Origin of the sequence: Hyphomicrobium sp. B1, assembly GCF_049532635.1 — a bacterium.
Lineage (GTDB): Bacteria > Pseudomonadota > Alphaproteobacteria > Rhizobiales > Hyphomicrobiaceae > Hyphomicrobium_B.
Genome location: NZ_CP134871.1, coordinates 2,700,241 through 2,715,647, shown reverse-complemented (window position 1 = coordinate 2,715,647; position 15,407 = coordinate 2,700,241). Strand labels below are relative to the sequence as shown.

Below are 15,407 nucleotides of genomic sequence, written 5' to 3'. Positions count from 1 at the left end.
CTTACCGAAGCGAACCTGCCCCTGCCCCCTCCCCGCAAGGGGGAATTGGCAGAGCCACTATTGGCCTGCCGGCGCGAACGGCTTGGGCGCGAACTCATCATCGGCGGCGGGCGCTGACGGAGCGGGCGGCGCAAGCGGCTTGCTTTCGACAGCAGCCGGAGGCGATTGCGAGACAGCGGGAGCTTGGCCCGCGGCGGGCGCGGCAACAGGTGGCAGCGTGCTCTCTGCGGGCGTCACAGTCGTCGCGACGGGAGCGGGTGCATTCGGCGGTGCCGCCGTTGGTGCCGCCGGGGCCGGAATGGCCGAGCGCCTCAGTTCGATGGTCTGGCCAGGCACTTCGGCCGGCGTCGCGGCGGCGGTGCTCGGTACCGTGATGCTTGGCGTGCCGATGCTCGGAGTGGTCGCGGGAGGGGGCTCGCTGCCCGGCGGCCCGGATGTCACGCCAATCGTTTCCATCGGTTTCGGCGTATCCTCGGGATCGGGTGCGCCGATGTCGTTATCGTCGAACGGCGCGGGTGCCGTCGCGGCCGGCGGAATTGCACCGGTGACCGCGCCTCCGCTGCCCGCAGGGCTTTTCGACAGGACCGATTTGACGTCCGGGATCTCGACGTTCGGCTCGGCGACAGGCGGTGCGGCGACGACTGGCGGCGGCACGGTATAGCCCGTTGCCGTCGCAGCGTCAGGACCGTCGCCGTATTTCGCGAGAATGGCCCTCGCCTTGTCCGCCACAGCGTCGGCGATGGCAGCCTGTCCTTCCGCAGTCGGATGGAAGGCGCCTGAATAGGTCGAGGCGAGGATCGCCTGGAAGGGCGCGAACGGTTCGATCTTCAGATAGTTCGTCAGGAAGCCGGCGGCGGCGTGGAAGTTGCCGGTCATGAAGGCATCGTTCGGCGTGCGGAACCAGCGCTGGCGGGCGGCATAGGGCCGATAGTCAGCCGGGTTGTAGGGCGTCCACATGCCATCTAGCTTGCGCGGAAGGCGTAGATCGTCGACTTCGCTGACGCCTTCGACGCTAAGGCCCGCGCAGATGCTGCGGCCGATGAAGTCGCGGCGATGCGTTTCGACGTAGGTCCAGCCGAACTCTTGCGCGCTATCCCGCATCTGACGATTGAGCTTGTCGGCGAACCACATCGCGAGCTTCAGCCTCGTCCGATCGAGCTGAAAATCAGGCACGACGTCCATGCCGGCATTGCCGCTGGCGCAGATCTGACTGCCGTCACCTTGCAGCGCGAGGCCCGGATATGCGACGAGCAAAATGCGATCGCTTTCCTCCCACGGCACGTAGAGCAGCGCGTGGATGGCGCGATTGAGCGCCTTATAGCGGGGTCCGAGGTTCTGAAGCGCGGTCGAGATTTCGGCGTCGCTATGAATTTCACCGAGCCAGCCACCAAGCTCGCGCAGCAGGGACTCGTTGGAGAGCACCGTGTTCGCAAGAATGCGAGAGAAGCCGATGTCGTTGCCGCCTATGGAGAGCAATACGAGGTCGATCTTGCGCGCGGAATCCTGTGGACACTGATGCATGATCAGATCCTGTAGCTCCGGCACCGCGCCGTTCTGGTCGTAGGCTTCGGTGAGCTTGACCAACTGGGTTTTGCTCTTTCCGCATTGCGCTTCGGCGACGGCTGAAAGCTGCGAATAGCGTGGCGGGTTGGGCACCCATTCGTTGCCCTTGTAACGCAAGAAAAGGCCGTCCGTGATCTCGGCGCCGGCACAAGCGACGCCGACAAAGGTGACGGCGCGATGCGGGTCTTCGATGGCGAGCTGAAGCGACGTGCGAAGCTGCTCGGAATAGAGCGAGCGGTGACAGGCCTGGTCGAGCCAGCGGGCATTTTCCTTGATGAAGGCGGCGTCGCCCAACTCTTTCCACGGCCCGATACGAGCAGGATAGCCCGTCAAGCTGGCGTACATACCCAGCGTGCTGTAGTCGGCCGTTCGCTCGCGTGAGAAACGCACCGGCATATCGGGATTGCCCTCACCCGACGCGAAGCTATCGCCCATCCCGGCGATTAGAATGTCGCGCACCTTGATGTCGATCTGCGCGATCTGACGGCCGCCGATTTGGACGGTCACCATTGCGCTGCCCGGATACGGCACCACGAAGCGCGCGGGCTCGCTGCACGGCTGCGTGATGGCGTCCCCGCGCGGATTCTTGGTGTCGCCGCGAGGCGCCGACAGCCATGTGCACGACAGCATCGACGGGCTGTCGATGCCGGAAATTTTGGCGATGACGGCATGATGTGTCGGATTGATGTAATCGTCGTAGGCTTTGCACTTGAAGCGATTGTTGCTCCAGCAGGTCTTGTCGAACATCGACGCGGCCCAGCCGTCGCGATCGTCTCGCTGAAGGGAATGCTCTTCTGAGAGGATCGGCGTCGTTTTTTCGCGCGGTCCCAATGAACGGTAGGTCTCGCGATGGGCGTTGGTGTCGTTTGGGTCGATGAAGAAGCGGAACGGATTTTCGATACGCCACGTAATCGTAGGTGCAGCCTCGGCGCGGCCCGGCATTGCAAGTCCTGCAATGATGCAAGCCAGCGGAAGGAACAGCCCCGCTGCGATCGCTCGCAGCCCCCGTTTCAACATCGATGCCATCAGCCCTCTTCGTCGGCCGTCAAATGCGGCCGGACCACTGCGCGCGTGCGATACGCCACAATCGAGCCATCGGCGCGACGTCTACGATTTCGCGCGCCGGCTCATGCCGAGGCCTTTGCAAAGCGCGAAAATAGGGCTCGACGAGGGCAAGCGGCAAAAGCGCGGTCGTAAATAGCCTTGGTTTGCCCGTGAGATGACGCCGCACGTCGGCAAGTCCGCGCCTGCCTTCTGCCGCCATCCAGGCGATTTGCGGACGCCAGTCGGTCACCTCTTTTTGATCATAAGGGTTCGGCGATCTGGGCATCGGCAGGGGCGCGCGGCCGTGCATCAGTGCATAGGGCAGTTCGATCCCGAGCCGGGCAAAGCCCGACGCGCGGGCGGCGGCATCAACGAGCGCCTCATCAAGGTCAACGCCAAGGATCGCGCCCGCGAGTAAAAACGGCGTGCCGTCGATGATGCGTAGGCGGGCGATGAGATCCTGGTCGGACGCCGGTTGCTCCGCGTAGAGCGCATCTGCATGGGCCTCCAGATAGCTCTCAATCCGCCCTAGCGACAGGGAGCGGTGGCGGATGACCTCGGCGAAGGCGTCGAGAACGGGATTGCCGGAACGGCCGCTCTCGCCGCGGCTAAGAAAGGCGTCGCGCCACCACGCAACACGGATTTCGCCGAGCATAGCTTCGCTCACCTGACGCGAGATGCGCTCGATTTCGCCGGTGAAGGCTGCGAGCGCGATCAAGTCATCGCGGGCGGCAGCAGGCGCAAAAAGCGCCGCATAGAAGCGGTCGGGCGCGTGGGTGCGGGCGCTCGTGCGCACCGTGTCGAAGGATGCTGTCGTTGCTACGGCGTCGGTCACGCGGTTGCTTCCGCTCGATGGAGACTACGGGGCGTAAATAGCATCCTGACTCAATCTCTGCGCGGCCGGATGATGGAGACGTCTCAGGGAACGGCGATCAGTGCTGCTGCAATTGGGCGTTTTTCGGCGATCAGAATGTTGTAGGTGCGGGCCGCTGACCCTGTCGACATCGGCTCCAGACCGATGCCCGCTTTGGCGAACGCTTCGTAGATTTCCGGTTTGGGCCAGAGCTGCTTCTCGCCTGTCCCGAACAGCACGGTGATCGGCGGCTCAACGAGGTTCAGAAGGAATGCAATATCGCTGCCGGTAAGTGTGTCGACGCTCGTCGCCTGCCATGCCCAGACACCCGACGGCAGACACAGGACTGAGCCGCGATGGCTCATGTCGGCGAACCGAAAGCCGCCGTTGCCATACGCGGTTATCGGCGTCTCGTAGGGATAGCGGGCGACGTCGCGTGTCATGACGGCGCCGCCCTGCTTTCGACCTTAAGCCTTGGCCTTCGACTTCGTCGTAGCCATCGCCTTTGCGGCAGCATCGCTCCAGTCGCGCTTGACGCCGAGGTAGCCCAACAGCGGCGCGGCGATGAAGATCGACGAGTAGGTGCCAATGACGACACCCAAGAGCATCGCAAGGTTGAAGCTGCGGATCACCTCGCCGCCGAAGATATAGAGGGAAAGCAACACTGCGACCGCGGTGGCGCCCGTCAGGATCGTGCGCGACAGCGTCTCGTTGATCGAGAGATTCAAAAGCTCGTTGAGCTCCATCTTCTTATACTTGCGCAGGTTTTCGCGGATGCGGTCCGAGACGACGACGGTGTCGTTCACCGAATAGCCAAGAATGGTCAGAAGTGCTGCCACGGTCGAGAGATCGAATTCGAACCGGAACAGCGAGAATATACCCGCCGTAACCAGCACGTCGTGCGTCAACGCGACGACGGCGCCGAGCGCGAACTGCCATTCGAAGCGGAACCAGACGTAGGCGACGATGGCGAGAATGCCGGCCGCGACGGCGATAAAGCCGGTCATGCGGAGTTCGCTCGAAACAGCCGGGCCGACAACTTCGACGCGCCGTTGGACATAGTCGGCATCCGTCGCCGCAGTCACCTTTTTCAGAGCTTCCTGCTGAGCGGCTTCACCGCCGGGCTGCTCTTCGAGGCGGACGAGAACGTCGTCCGGGGTACCGAACTCCTGAATCTGCACGTTGCCGAGCCCGAGGCCGTTAAGCTTCTCGCGCAGTGCGCTGATATCGGCTTTTCCGGATTTCGTCTTCAGCTCGACAAGAGAGCCGCCCTTGAAGTCCACGCCATAGTTCAAGCCAAGCGTCATGCAGAGCGCCAGGGAGATCAGCATGGCGATGATCGACGCCGCGAGCGCCGGGCCCTTGAACTTCATGAAGGGCAAGCGAAGGTCGTGCGGGAAGAAGTCGACGCCCTTGAAGACGGGAATGAGTTTCATCAACACGGAAGGCGTCTCCTAGACCGGAACGGTCTGAATGCGGCCCTTGGGCTGGGCCCTGAGCCAGAACCAGATGAGCATTCGCACGACCGTCACAGACGCGAAGATCGAAGTCAGAATGCCGATTGTGAGCGTGACAGCGAAGCCGCGGATCGGACCGGAGCCGAGCCAGAACATGATGATGGCGCAAGCCAGCGTCGTCAGCTGACTATCGGCGATCGTCACGAAGGCGCGCTGGAAGCCGGCGTCGATGCCTGCAACCGGCGTCTTGCCGGTGCGCAGTTCTTCGCGGATACGCTCATAGATCAGAACGTTAGCGTCGACAGCCATCGCGACGCCAAGAACGAGACCAGCGATGCCGGGCAACGTCAGCGTCGAACCGATGAGCGTCATCAAAGCCACCGTCATGATCAAATGCACGATGAGGCCGACACAGGCAAAAATGCCGAACGTCCCATACGCAAGAATGGTCAGGACGACGACAGCGATGCCGCCAATCGTGCCGGCCAGCTTACCGTCGGCGATGGAGTCAGCGCCGAGCGACGGGCCGACCGTACGTTCTTCGACGATGGTCAACTTCGTGGGCAGCGAACCCGAGCGGAGCTGAACGGCGAGACGGGTCGAACTTTCGACGGTGAAGTTACCGGAAATCTGGCCGGAACCACCGAGAATCGGCTCGCGGATGACAGGCGCAGAGAGAACCTTGTCGTCGAGCACGATGGCGAACGGACGGCCGACATTGTCTTTCGTGAAGTTCGCAAACTTACGCGCGCCAACCTGATTGAAGCGGAAGTTGATGACGGGTTCGCCGGTGCGGCTGTCGAAGCCCGGCTGGGCGTCGGCGAGGTCTTCACCCTGCACCACCGGCGTTTCGCGCAACAAATAGGAACGCGGACCGCCGTCGTCCTTGTCGGCGGGATAAATCTTGTAGCCCGTCGGAATGCTGGTCTGCTGGGCTTCGTCAGCGGACATCGACGGATTGACTTCGTGGAACGTCAGCTTCGCAGTTTCACCGATGAGCGCTTTCAGTTCTTTGGTGTCTTTCAGACCGGGGAACTGGATCAAAATACGATCGGTACCCTGGCGGACGATGGTCGATTCCGAGGTGCCGAGATTGTTGACGCGACGGTTGATCGTTTCGATCGACGCAGCGGCAGCATTCGAAAGGCGGGCGCGCAAACCGGCTTCGGTCGGCTTGATAATGATCGTGCCGGGATCGCTGCCTTCGCTGACATCAACATCGTAGCCGCCGGTTCCGAGCACGGCGCTGCCGATCGTCTGGCGGACCTTGTAGAGTTCCTTGATCGCCTTGTCGCGCTCGTCAGGCTTTGCAAGCTTCACGACGAGCTGTGAACCCTGAGCGCCAATGCCGGTGAACCCGATCCGCGCGTCACGCAGCACTTTGCGCGATTCATCCCGGAGATTGTTCAGCCAATCTTTCTTAATTTCGTTCTGATCCATCTCAAGCAGCAAGTGCGCGCCGCCTTGCAGGTCAAGGCCGAGAGGCATCTGCTTATGCGGGATATACCAGGGCCACGACGCAACCGTCTCTTTCGAGAAGAGGTTCGGCATCGCGACCAAGATCCCGGCGAGACAGGTCAGCAGGATGAGAAAAACTTTGGTGCGGGTAAAGTGCAGCATCGGAAACGGATCTCGTGCATTAGGCGATGTGCGGATCAACAGCCGCACACCGGGCGCATCCTACTTTTCGCACACGGACCGATCGCGATCACGTTGCGACTTTGACAGATTTAGCCTTCTTTGACGGGTTCGCCTTTGGAGCGCACTTCCATCAATGTGCTCTTCACGATGCGGACTTTCAGGTTGTCTGCGAGTTCGACTTCGATCTCGTCGCTGGTGTCGGAGACCTTGATCACCTTGCCGACCATACCGCCGGACGTAACGACCGTGTCGCCGCGACGGACGGCATTCAGGCGTTCGCGGAGCTGCTTGGCACGCTGCGACTGAGGGCGGATCAACAGGAAGTAGAAGATCGCCAGCATCAGGAGCATGGGGATCAGAAGTCCGCCAAGCGGATCCATGGCACTTGAAGCGCCTGCGGCTTGTGCGAACGCGGGAGTCGTAAACATTGCGAAGGAACGTCCTCTTGATGCGATTGAAATAAGCACTGCCGCCCCGAAACCCAATGGGCCGGGGGAAAGAGCCCCTCAAATTCGGGCGGACTATAGTGGTCCGAGGCCCATTTGCAACCACACAAACCCCGGCAAAATGGCGTTGGCACGGCCTTTCATAGTGATTAAACACGGTTTTTCCGGCCACTAGCGAGCCGGGTTTTCGCCTTTCTGGATTTCCTGATGTCTGATGCCGACGCCTACCGCCCGCTTCTGGAGCGAATTGCAGATGCCCTGGAACGATTGAGCCCGCCGCCGCTGCGCGCCGTCAGCTTCGATGCCGCCGACGCGTTCATCTGGCAGGCCGAGAGCAACAGTTTCGAGCCGGTGCCGGAGGTTAGCGGCGTGCCGCTTAAGCTGTTGAAAGGCATCGACCGGACGGCCGGCATCCTGCTCGACAACACCCGCCGGTTTGCAGCCGGGTTTCCTGCCAACAACGCGCTGCTCTGGGGGGCGCGTGGCATGGGCAAATCGAGCCTCGTCAAGGCCGCCCATGCGGATGCTCTCGCCATCAGCGGCGGTTTGAAGCTTGTTGAGATTCACCGCGAAGATATCGCCTCGCTGCCGAGGTGCCTGTCTCTGCTCAAGGCGGCGGCCCCTCTCCGGTTCATCGTGTTCTGCGATGACCTGTCGTTCGATCACGACGACACGAGCTACAAGTCGCTTAAGGCCGTGCTCGATGGCGGTATCGAGGGCCGTCCGAAAAACGTGCTGTTCTATGCGACGTCGAACCGGCGGCACCTGATGCCGCGCGATATGATCGACAACGAGCGGGCGACGGCGATCAATCCGGGCGAAGCGACGGAAGAGAAAGTCTCACTGTCTGATCGTTTCGGGCTTTGGCTCGGATTCCACAACGCAAGCCAAGACGATTACCTCGCGATGGTGCGCGCCTATGTCGAGTATTTCGGCATCAAAGTGAGCGACGCAGAACTCGAACGCGATGCGCTCGAATGGGCGACGACGCGCGGCGCACGCTCGGGCCGTGTCGCCTGGCAATACGTGCAGGATTTGGCAGGCCGGAATAAGACTTCTATTTAGTTGGCGCTCGATAGTTGGCGCTCGGCGACACGCGTTCCGCGCGCCGGCCGCCGAGCGCAGACTATGCAGCAGCGGAGTCGCAAGCGCCAATCAATAAAGAGAGCCGGATCTTGCGACCCGGCCCCCATGCTTCCCTCTGTGCCAGCGCGTTGCCCCCGCGCTAGATCGTGGCGTCAAAGCTTCTCAAGATACGGTATCGGATCAACCGGCCTCGAACCTTGACGCAATTCAAAATGCAGCTGCGGCCGATCAACCGAGCCGGTCTTGCCGGCCTTCGCGATGACCTGTCCGCGCCTGACCTTGTCGCCGCGCTTCACGAGAAGCTCGTCGTTATGGGCATATGCCGTGACCCAGCCGTTGTCGTGACGAAGCAGAACGAGATTGCCGTAGCCCTTGAGCTCGCTGCCGGCGTAGGCGACGACACCGGACTCGGCGGCATGAACATCCGTTCCAAGCGGCACTTGCAGATTGATGCCGTCGTTATGCGTGCCATCCGGGCGGCTGCCGAAACCAGCAATGATCTTGCCGCTCGCGGGCCACCGCAGTTTGACGCTATCGACCGTCGCCAGGCCGGATGACGGCGGCGGAGCTGCGATGGCGACCTTCTGCTCAGGCGCAACGGGTTGCGCGGCCGCTTCGGGCTTCCGCTCAGGCGGCGACGGCTGCACGGGCGGTACGACGGGAGATGCGTCGTTCGTCTGATTTGATAGAGATGCGACACGCTTCTCGCCATTGATGATCGTCGGCTGCGTCGTCGTCGCCTCGCCATAGCGCTGCGGTTCGGATGGTTGCGCATCGGCGATCGGCGGCGGTGGCGCAGTCGGCTCAGGTTGCCTCGGCGCGGCAGGCGGCAGAGGCGGCGCAGGCGGCGTGTTGGCGGCCATGCGTGCGGGTGCTTCGTTGCCGCCACGTCCCGGAATGCGCAAGACGGTGCCGGGCTTTACGCGACGTGGGTCGCTGATGCCGTTGACCTGCTGCAGCTCGGAAAATTTCACGCCGTGCGCACGGGAGATCCCATAGAGAGAGTCACCCGGCTGCACCGTGTAGCTCGCATTGTAGCGAACGGCGACGTCGGGCGTCGCCTGGGCAAGCGGAACAGGTGCCGGACGCGCAGCTTCGACCGCTGCACTCGCGGCAGCAGCGCTCGAGCGCGGTGTGTAACCGCCGCCATCGGCAGCCGGAAGATAGAGCTTCTGGCCCGGATGAATGTTCGGATTGTTCAGATTGTTGAGTGTCGTCAGCTCCGCCAGAGAGACGTGATGGCGACGCGACAGACCGTAAAGCGTGTCGCCCGGTTGCACCTCAATAGCTTCGCCCTTGGCAATCGGAGCGCCATGCGACGGCACGCTGGCGCTGCGCGGCTGGATAGACGGCTTCGCGTTGTAGGTCGGCTGGCGATAGGCAGGCTGTTGATATGCCGGCTGCTGATACGTCGGTTGACGATACGCTGGCGGCGGCGCGTAAGAGCGGTCGTTGTTCGCATCAGGAAGAGCAGCAACCTGCACAGACGAAGCGCCTGCGCCATAGGGGCCGCGCGGTGTCGAACCTTCGACGGGTTGGTTATCGCTAAGTGAATTACTGTATACGGATTCTCGCGGCGCCGGATTGCTGCCGGTTTCCGGAGGATCGTTAAGGGCAAATGACGTACTGTCGAAGCGCGTGATATCCGCGCTGCAACCGGCCATGGAAATGCTTGCGAATATTAGAGAAAAAGCCGTCGCGGACTTGAGGCACAAGCGACCGCACTGGCCAACGCCAAAACAACTCATCATGGTACGCACCTCTACTCGCACCATCTATTAACCTTTAACCGGTTAACAGGCGGTAAACACCGCCGCGCGATTTTAAATCGATGCCCCGAGTTGTCGTGTCGTGCTGAGAACCATCCGCCCCTGCCCCACAGAGTGAACGGTCCATTTGGAGAAGTCGAAGACGTCGGAACCGATGCGTTGCACACCGCTTCCGAGTTTTCTCTGCTTAGATGACAATTGCGCTCACTTCGCGGAAGGATTTCGTCAAACCCGCGGCTTTTGCGCTTGAAGTGGTATCGCCGCGCGGGCGACGAGCGCCTTAGGCCAGCTTGCCCTTCAGCGCGTCCAACGCACGATATTCGGTGAGATCAATGCTCAGTGGTGTGACGGAAATTTTGCCTTCGGCAATCGCGGCAATATCAGTTCCGGGAACGAGCGTCGACATGCGGCGCTCGAAACCGAACCAGAAGTACGGCGTGCCCCAGGGATCTATCCGGCTGTCGATATCGAGCAGCCCCTGATCGCGTACGCCCTGCGAAGTGACGGCCACGCCCTTGATTTCATCGGGGGCGGCGTCCGGAAAGTTGATGTTGATGAGCGTCTTTGGATCCCACTTTTCATCAAGAAGCTTCCGGATCAGCGACGGCGCGTGAGCAAGCGGCGTATCCCATAGCGCGCGGCGGGCGCCTTCTTCGAAGCCCATCATCAGCGACAGTGCGATCGAGGGAATGCCAAGAATGGCACCTTCCATCGCAGCAGCAACAGTGCCCGAATAGGTCACATCCTCGGCGAGATTCGAGCCGTGATTGACGCCGGACAGAATGAGATCCGGCGGCTGATCGAGCAAGATATGACGAACGGCCATGATCACGCAGTCGGTCGGCGTACCGGTGATTGCGTGCGTGCGCTCGTCGAGTTTGCGCAGACGCAGCGGCGTGTGCAGCGTCATCGAGTGCGCCGTGCCGGATTGATTTGTCTCCGGCGCAACCGTCCAGACATCGGGCGAAATTCCCAGCGCGATCGCTTTTAGAATTTCAAGCCCGTGAGCGTTGATGCCGTCGTCGTTGGTGATGAGGATACGCATTGTTCAGCCGATGATCTCGCCCTTTGAATTCACGCGAAGCGGAGTTCCACGTTCATGCCGTGCACCTTCGTCGCTTGCGCCTGTAGCACGGACGCTGGATGGATGGAGGCACCAGACCCGCTCTCGTTCATACACGAAGACGCCAATTTGCTCAGGCGACACTTCGCCGATGACATAGCCCTCAAGGCCGCGAATGTCTTCGTCATCAACATCCTGATTGACGACAACAATGTCGTAAGGGCGAAGCACTCGTCGGACCTCAGAGAACTACGCTTTCTGGATCTGCGCCAATCCGCCCATGTAGGGAAGAAGTGCATCGGGAATGACAACGGTGCCATCGGCCTGCTGGTAGTTCTCAAGCACGGCGATCAGCGTGCGGCCGACCGCGAGACCCGAACCATTCAGCGTGTTGGGATAGACGGGCTTGCCGCCGTCTTTCGGTCGATAGCGCGCATCCATACGCCGGGCCTGGAAATCACCGCAGACAGAGCACGAAGAAATTTCACGATAGGCATTCTGTCCCGGCAGCCAGACTTCGATGTCGTACGTCTTCTGCGAGGCAAAGCCCATGTCGCCCGTGCACAAAAGCATCGTGCGGAATGGCAGGCTGAGGCGCTTCAGAACTTCCTCGGCGCATGAGGTCATGCGCTCATGTTCTTCGAGCGCCGTCTCGGGCGTGACGACGGAGACAAGCTCGACTTTCGAGAACTGATGCTGGCGGATCATGCCGCGCGTATCGCGGCCCGCGGCACCGGCTTCGGAGCGGAAGCACGGCGTCCATGCCGTCATGCGCATCGGCAGTTGCGCTTCATCGAGGATCTGCTCGCGGACGAGGTTCGTCAGCGAAATTTCCGCTGTCGGGATGAGCCAGAAGTCGTTGGTGGTTTTGAACAGATCTTCGGCGAACTTCGGCAGGTTGCCGGTACCGTAGGCGGCCTGATCTTTCACGAGCAGCGGTGGGTTGACTTCAGTGTAGCCGAATTGGCCCGTGTGCAGATCGAGCATGAAGCTCGCGATGGCGCGCTCCAATCGCGCGAGCGCGCCCCTCAGTACGACGAAACGCGCGCCGGAAATTTTCTGCGCGGCTTCGAAGTCCATGAGGCCCAGCGCCTCGCCGATTTCGAAGTGCTGCTTCGGCGCGAAATCGAATGTGCCGGGCGTGCCGACCTTGCGAACTTCGACATTGCCGGTTTCGTCCGTGCCGAAAGGAACATCGGCGCGCGGTGTATTGGGAATAACGGAGAGGACATCGCGGATCTCAGCATCGAGAACGCGTTCTTCTTCTTCACCGCTGGCGATCGTATCCTTGAGTGCGGCGACCTCTGCCATCAACCGCGAGGCTGTGGCATCGTCCTTGGCGGCTTTCGCCTTACCGATTTCCTTGGAGGCGGCGTTGCGCTGCGACTGGGCTTCCTGGAGCGATGTCAGCAGTGCGCGGCGCTTATCGTCGAGCGCGATGATGCGCCCGGCTTGCGGTTCGAGTCCACGGCGACGCAGACCCTCATCGAAAGTCTCGGCGTTATCTCTGATCCACTTGATGTCGAACACGGGTGGCCCCTTCACGGTCGTAACTGTGGGGCCGTCCTATACGATGCGCTGCACCCGGTCCAGTCCGGGACAATCGGATGGCGTCCGTTTTTCGAGCGCCATCCAATTTCAACAATTTATCGGCAATCCCAGACGCCGTGCGGCGTGGGCTGGCTCGAAGTGCATGAGGCCTGATCGCCAGCCGAAGCCGCAAATGCGACGGTGGCCGGCGCGGCGCTGATGGACAGTGCAAAGACTGCAACGGCGATTTTCAAAGCTTTAGACATGTGCGTGGTCCTTTGAGTTGACGTTAGTCTCAAACGTTCGAACGCCTCGCAGTCCTTTCACACTCGCAAGTCACGCTCCCCGCCGACGGCCAATCTCAAAAGATCGGCGTACAGCATCATTTTTACTTTTTGGGAGCGTCCCTCGCGTCTTTGTCGCGCGATTGGATCACTGCAACGTCTTCGAACTTATGGTGTCCACGCACCATCATTCCGCGGGACGATTAACGGCAGTCCCAGATGCCGTGAGGCGTATATTCGTGGTTCTCGCACGCCTGATACGTACCGTTTCCGCCCGTAGCGGCGAACGCCATCGTCGCCGGGGTGGCGCTGACGAGAAACGCGAGTGCAACAAATGTTGCTTTGAATGTTTTGGTCATTGGTATTGTTCCTTAGTAGTGGCCTTTGGCTCTAGCCATTCGAATTAGCTTCAATCGCCGAACATCTCGCGGCCGGTCCTCGTAACTTGCCACGCTCAGCGACAAGTCAATCTTCGTCCCGCAGCAGGCTTCGTTTCCTGCTGCTGCAATGTTTCTGCTGTCGGGCGGAGAGTTTCGCATCGCGGTAACGGCGGCGGTCGCCATCAAACGCAAAGCTTAACGGCAGTGCGTGTAGGCGTGATCCTGACAGACCTGGTTTGATTCATAGCTCGCGAAAGCGAGGTCGCTCGAAGCTGCAGTCAGTGCAGCGACTGCAACAAAAACCTTGAGAAATGCGGACATCGGATTGCTCCTCGATATTCTGTTCGTTGTCTTAGCGACGTCATCTTGGCGACCGCTCTTGCAGACATGTACGCATTGTCATCTCGATCCGTTAGGCTCGGATTTCGAGATCGCACGACAGGTTTTGGTGCTGACTTGAATAGGAGATATGCCTTGTTCTGTTGATCCAGAACAAGGCGCTCAGCATGCCCCGTTTCATCGCGGGATGCGCACGCTTCGAGATTGCGCAGCGAGCGCGCATCGCAGCCATGACGGCGCATAAACCCTCATGAGCGAATAGGAGCTATGCGTCGGATTTGGCCTTGGCCTGCTGCCTCTCGACGAAGCGCACGGCGAGGATTGAAGCTTCGTAAAGCCCGATCGTCGGGAAAGCCATGATGCACATGCTGAGTGCGTCGGGCGGCGTCAGAAGCGCGGCCGCTGCGAATATCCCGACGATTGCGTAGCGCCGTCCGGCGGCAAGAGCCTGAGACGTGACGATGCCGGTGCGCGCCAACAGGGTTAAGACAACCGGCAGCTGGAACACCAACCCGAAGCCGAAAATCAGCGTCATGATGAGCGACAGATATTCGGAGACTTTCGGAAGCAATTCGATCTCGGGCGTGCCCGGCCCGGATGTGTGCGTCAGGCCGATCGAGAACTTGATGATGACCGGCATCGCGACGAAGTAGACCATCATCGCGCCAAGCAGAAACAGTACCGGGGTTGCGATGAGATACGGTAGGAAGGCGCGGCGCTCGTTCTTGTAGAGGCCGGGCGCGACGAACTTGTAGACCTGCGTGGCGATGACGGGAAACGACAGGAACGCCGCGCCGAACATGGCGAGCTTCACCTGCGTCATGATCTGTTCGAGGAAGTGCGTCGCGATGAGCTTTACGTGATCGTTGCCGGACGCCCACATGTAGGGCCAGACGAGCACGTTGTAGATGTGGCCCGCAACCGAGAAGCAGATGAAGAACATCACGACAAAGGCGCCGAGCGCGTAGATCAGACGCTGGCGCAGTTCGATCAGATGATCGAGCAACGGCGCTTTGCTGGCGTCGATCTCATCCTGACCATCGCGCAGCGCTTCCGTCTCGGAGCCGGATGTCGGCAGCCGTTCCTGCATGACGTCAGGACTCCGCTTTTGCGGCGGCTTGCCGTACGTCGGCGGCCGCCATCTCAGACGGCGATGCGGGCATCGGCGGCGATGGAAGGGGAGTCATCTGCGGAGCAGTGGTGTCGGGCCGAATGGCAGGAGCTGCGGCGCTGGCCGATATCGGCGCGGCTGGCGCTTCGATCTTCGCAGCGGACGCCGCATCGTTGATCGTGCTCTTGGCCTTCATGACTTCGGAATTGATCGAGCTTTGCATTTGCTCGACTTCCTTGCGCATCGAATCAAGCTCAGCTTCACGCATCGCGGCGTCGAACTGAGCTTTGAAGTCGTTCGCGTGCCGACGCACCATCCCGGCGTAGCGGCCGAGGGTGCGCAGGAAGACCGGCAATTCCTTTGGACCAACGAAAACCAGCGTCACGATCCCGAGGATCAGAAGCTCGCTCCAGCTGATGTCAAACATCGAGCAACCCTGTCGAGATCAGCCGCAACGCTGCGAGCCTGAAGCGGTCACCCGACCTTCGAACGGTCCGGATTGGTTGCTTCGTTTTCGATCGTCCGCGGCATGGGCTTAGGCTCATCGTCCTCGGCCATGCCCTTCTTGAAGCTCTTGATGCCCTTGGCAACGTCGCCCATCAACTCGGAAATCTTGCCGCGGCCGAACAGCAGCAGGGCAATGATCAAGAGCAAAAGAATGTGTTGCGCGCTGAAACCCATCGTAAGACCTTTCGGCGGCAGCCTGGAGTTGATGGAAGGCTGCTGCTCAACGTATTTAAGGCTTTATCGCAGAACCTCCAAGGCGCGGCAAGGTTCGCATCGCCTCACCGCGGCTCAGGGAGCTCAGGCGAAATGCCAAGGTTCGCTCGAATTGCTGTGG

At 60.9% G+C, this 15,407-nt stretch carries 16 protein-coding genes; 1 reads left to right on the top strand and 15 read right to left on the bottom strand.

Annotation, left to right across the window (positions count from 1 at the left end; translation table 11 throughout):
• Window positions 1-57: 57 nt before the first annotated feature.
• The 6 genes from RLW55_RS12905 to yajC form a co-directional block, all read right to left on the bottom strand.
• Window positions 58-2,589: a hypothetical protein gene (locus RLW55_RS12905; RefSeq protein WP_423414413.1), complete on the bottom strand. Its 2,532-nt coding sequence runs from the start codon at window positions 2,587-2,589 to the stop codon at window positions 58-60.
• A gap of 19 nt (window positions 2,590-2,608) precedes the next feature.
• Window positions 2,609-3,442: a squalene/phytoene synthase family protein gene (locus tag RLW55_RS12900; RefSeq protein ID WP_423414412.1), complete on the bottom strand. Its 834-nt coding sequence runs from the start codon at window positions 3,440-3,442 to the stop codon at window positions 2,609-2,611.
• An 83-nt stretch (window positions 3,443-3,525) separates the two neighbouring features.
• Window positions 3,526-3,903 (bottom strand): Mth938-like domain-containing protein, encoded by a 378-nt coding sequence (locus tag RLW55_RS12895; protein WP_423414411.1) that lies wholly within the window; start codon window positions 3,901-3,903, stop codon window positions 3,526-3,528.
• Between the two features lie 24 nt (window positions 3,904-3,927).
• On the bottom strand, window positions 3,928-4,902 hold the full coding sequence (gene secF / locus RLW55_RS12890) for a protein translocase subunit SecF (protein WP_423414410.1): 975 nt from the start codon (window positions 4,900-4,902) through the stop codon (window positions 3,928-3,930).
• A 12-nt stretch (window positions 4,903-4,914) separates the two neighbouring features.
• The gene (gene secD / locus RLW55_RS12885; RefSeq protein ID WP_414463096.1) at window positions 4,915-6,537 is read right to left on the bottom strand and encodes a protein translocase subunit SecD; all 1,623 of its coding nucleotides are present in this window, start codon (window positions 6,535-6,537) and stop codon (window positions 4,915-4,917) included.
• A gap of 110 nt (window positions 6,538-6,647) precedes the next feature.
• Complete coding sequence (gene yajC / locus RLW55_RS12880; protein ID WP_013948293.1) at window positions 6,648-6,986, bottom strand: preprotein translocase subunit YajC; 339 nt, start codon at window positions 6,984-6,986, stop codon at window positions 6,648-6,650.
• Window positions 6,987-7,211: 225 nt separating this feature from the next.
• Here yajC and RLW55_RS12875 point away from each other — a divergent pair, with 225 nt between their 5' ends.
• Window positions 7,212-8,069, top strand: a complete 858-nt coding sequence (locus tag RLW55_RS12875) for an ATP-binding protein (RefSeq protein WP_423414409.1) — start codon at window positions 7,212-7,214, stop codon at window positions 8,067-8,069.
• A 173-nt stretch (window positions 8,070-8,242) separates the two neighbouring features.
• Here the strand turns inward: RLW55_RS12875 and RLW55_RS12870 are convergent, their stop codons facing one another.
• From RLW55_RS12870 to RLW55_RS12830, 9 genes are all read right to left on the bottom strand, one after another.
• Window positions 8,243-9,841 (bottom strand): LysM peptidoglycan-binding domain-containing protein, encoded by a 1,599-nt coding sequence (locus tag RLW55_RS12870; RefSeq protein WP_423414408.1) that lies wholly within the window; start codon window positions 9,839-9,841, stop codon window positions 8,243-8,245.
• A gap of 298 nt (window positions 9,842-10,139) precedes the next feature.
• The gene (surE, locus tag RLW55_RS12865; RefSeq protein WP_024276096.1) at window positions 10,140-10,904 is read right to left on the bottom strand and encodes a 5'/3'-nucleotidase SurE; all 765 of its coding nucleotides are present in this window, start codon (window positions 10,902-10,904) and stop codon (window positions 10,140-10,142) included.
• Window positions 10,905-10,907: 3 nt separating this feature from the next.
• Window positions 10,908-11,153 (bottom strand): hypothetical protein, encoded by a 246-nt coding sequence (locus tag RLW55_RS12860; RefSeq protein ID WP_423414407.1) that lies wholly within the window; start codon window positions 11,151-11,153, stop codon window positions 10,908-10,910.
• Between the two features lie 18 nt (window positions 11,154-11,171).
• Window positions 11,172-12,452, bottom strand: a complete 1,281-nt coding sequence (serS, locus tag RLW55_RS12855; RefSeq protein WP_423414406.1) for a serine--tRNA ligase — start codon at window positions 12,450-12,452, stop codon at window positions 11,172-11,174.
• A gap of 487 nt (window positions 12,453-12,939) precedes the next feature.
• Window positions 12,940-13,095 (bottom strand): hypothetical protein, encoded by a 156-nt coding sequence (locus tag RLW55_RS12850; RefSeq protein WP_013948300.1) that lies wholly within the window; start codon window positions 13,093-13,095, stop codon window positions 12,940-12,942.
• Between the two features lie 216 nt (window positions 13,096-13,311).
• Window positions 13,312-13,437: a hypothetical protein gene (locus RLW55_RS12845; RefSeq protein WP_423414405.1), complete on the bottom strand. Its 126-nt coding sequence runs from the start codon at window positions 13,435-13,437 to the stop codon at window positions 13,312-13,314.
• A gap of 283 nt (window positions 13,438-13,720) precedes the next feature.
• Window positions 13,721-14,545: a twin-arginine translocase subunit TatC gene (gene tatC / locus RLW55_RS12840; RefSeq protein ID WP_013948302.1), complete on the bottom strand. Its 825-nt coding sequence runs from the start codon at window positions 14,543-14,545 to the stop codon at window positions 13,721-13,723.
• Between the two features lie 4 nt (window positions 14,546-14,549).
• Window positions 14,550-14,993 (bottom strand): Sec-independent protein translocase protein TatB, encoded by a 444-nt coding sequence (gene tatB, locus RLW55_RS12835; protein ID WP_409560441.1) that lies wholly within the window; start codon window positions 14,991-14,993, stop codon window positions 14,550-14,552.
• A gap of 47 nt (window positions 14,994-15,040) precedes the next feature.
• Window positions 15,041-15,247, bottom strand: a complete 207-nt coding sequence (locus RLW55_RS12830) for a twin-arginine translocase TatA/TatE family subunit (protein WP_013948304.1) — start codon at window positions 15,245-15,247, stop codon at window positions 15,041-15,043.
• Between the last annotated feature and the right edge of the window lie 160 nt (window positions 15,248-15,407).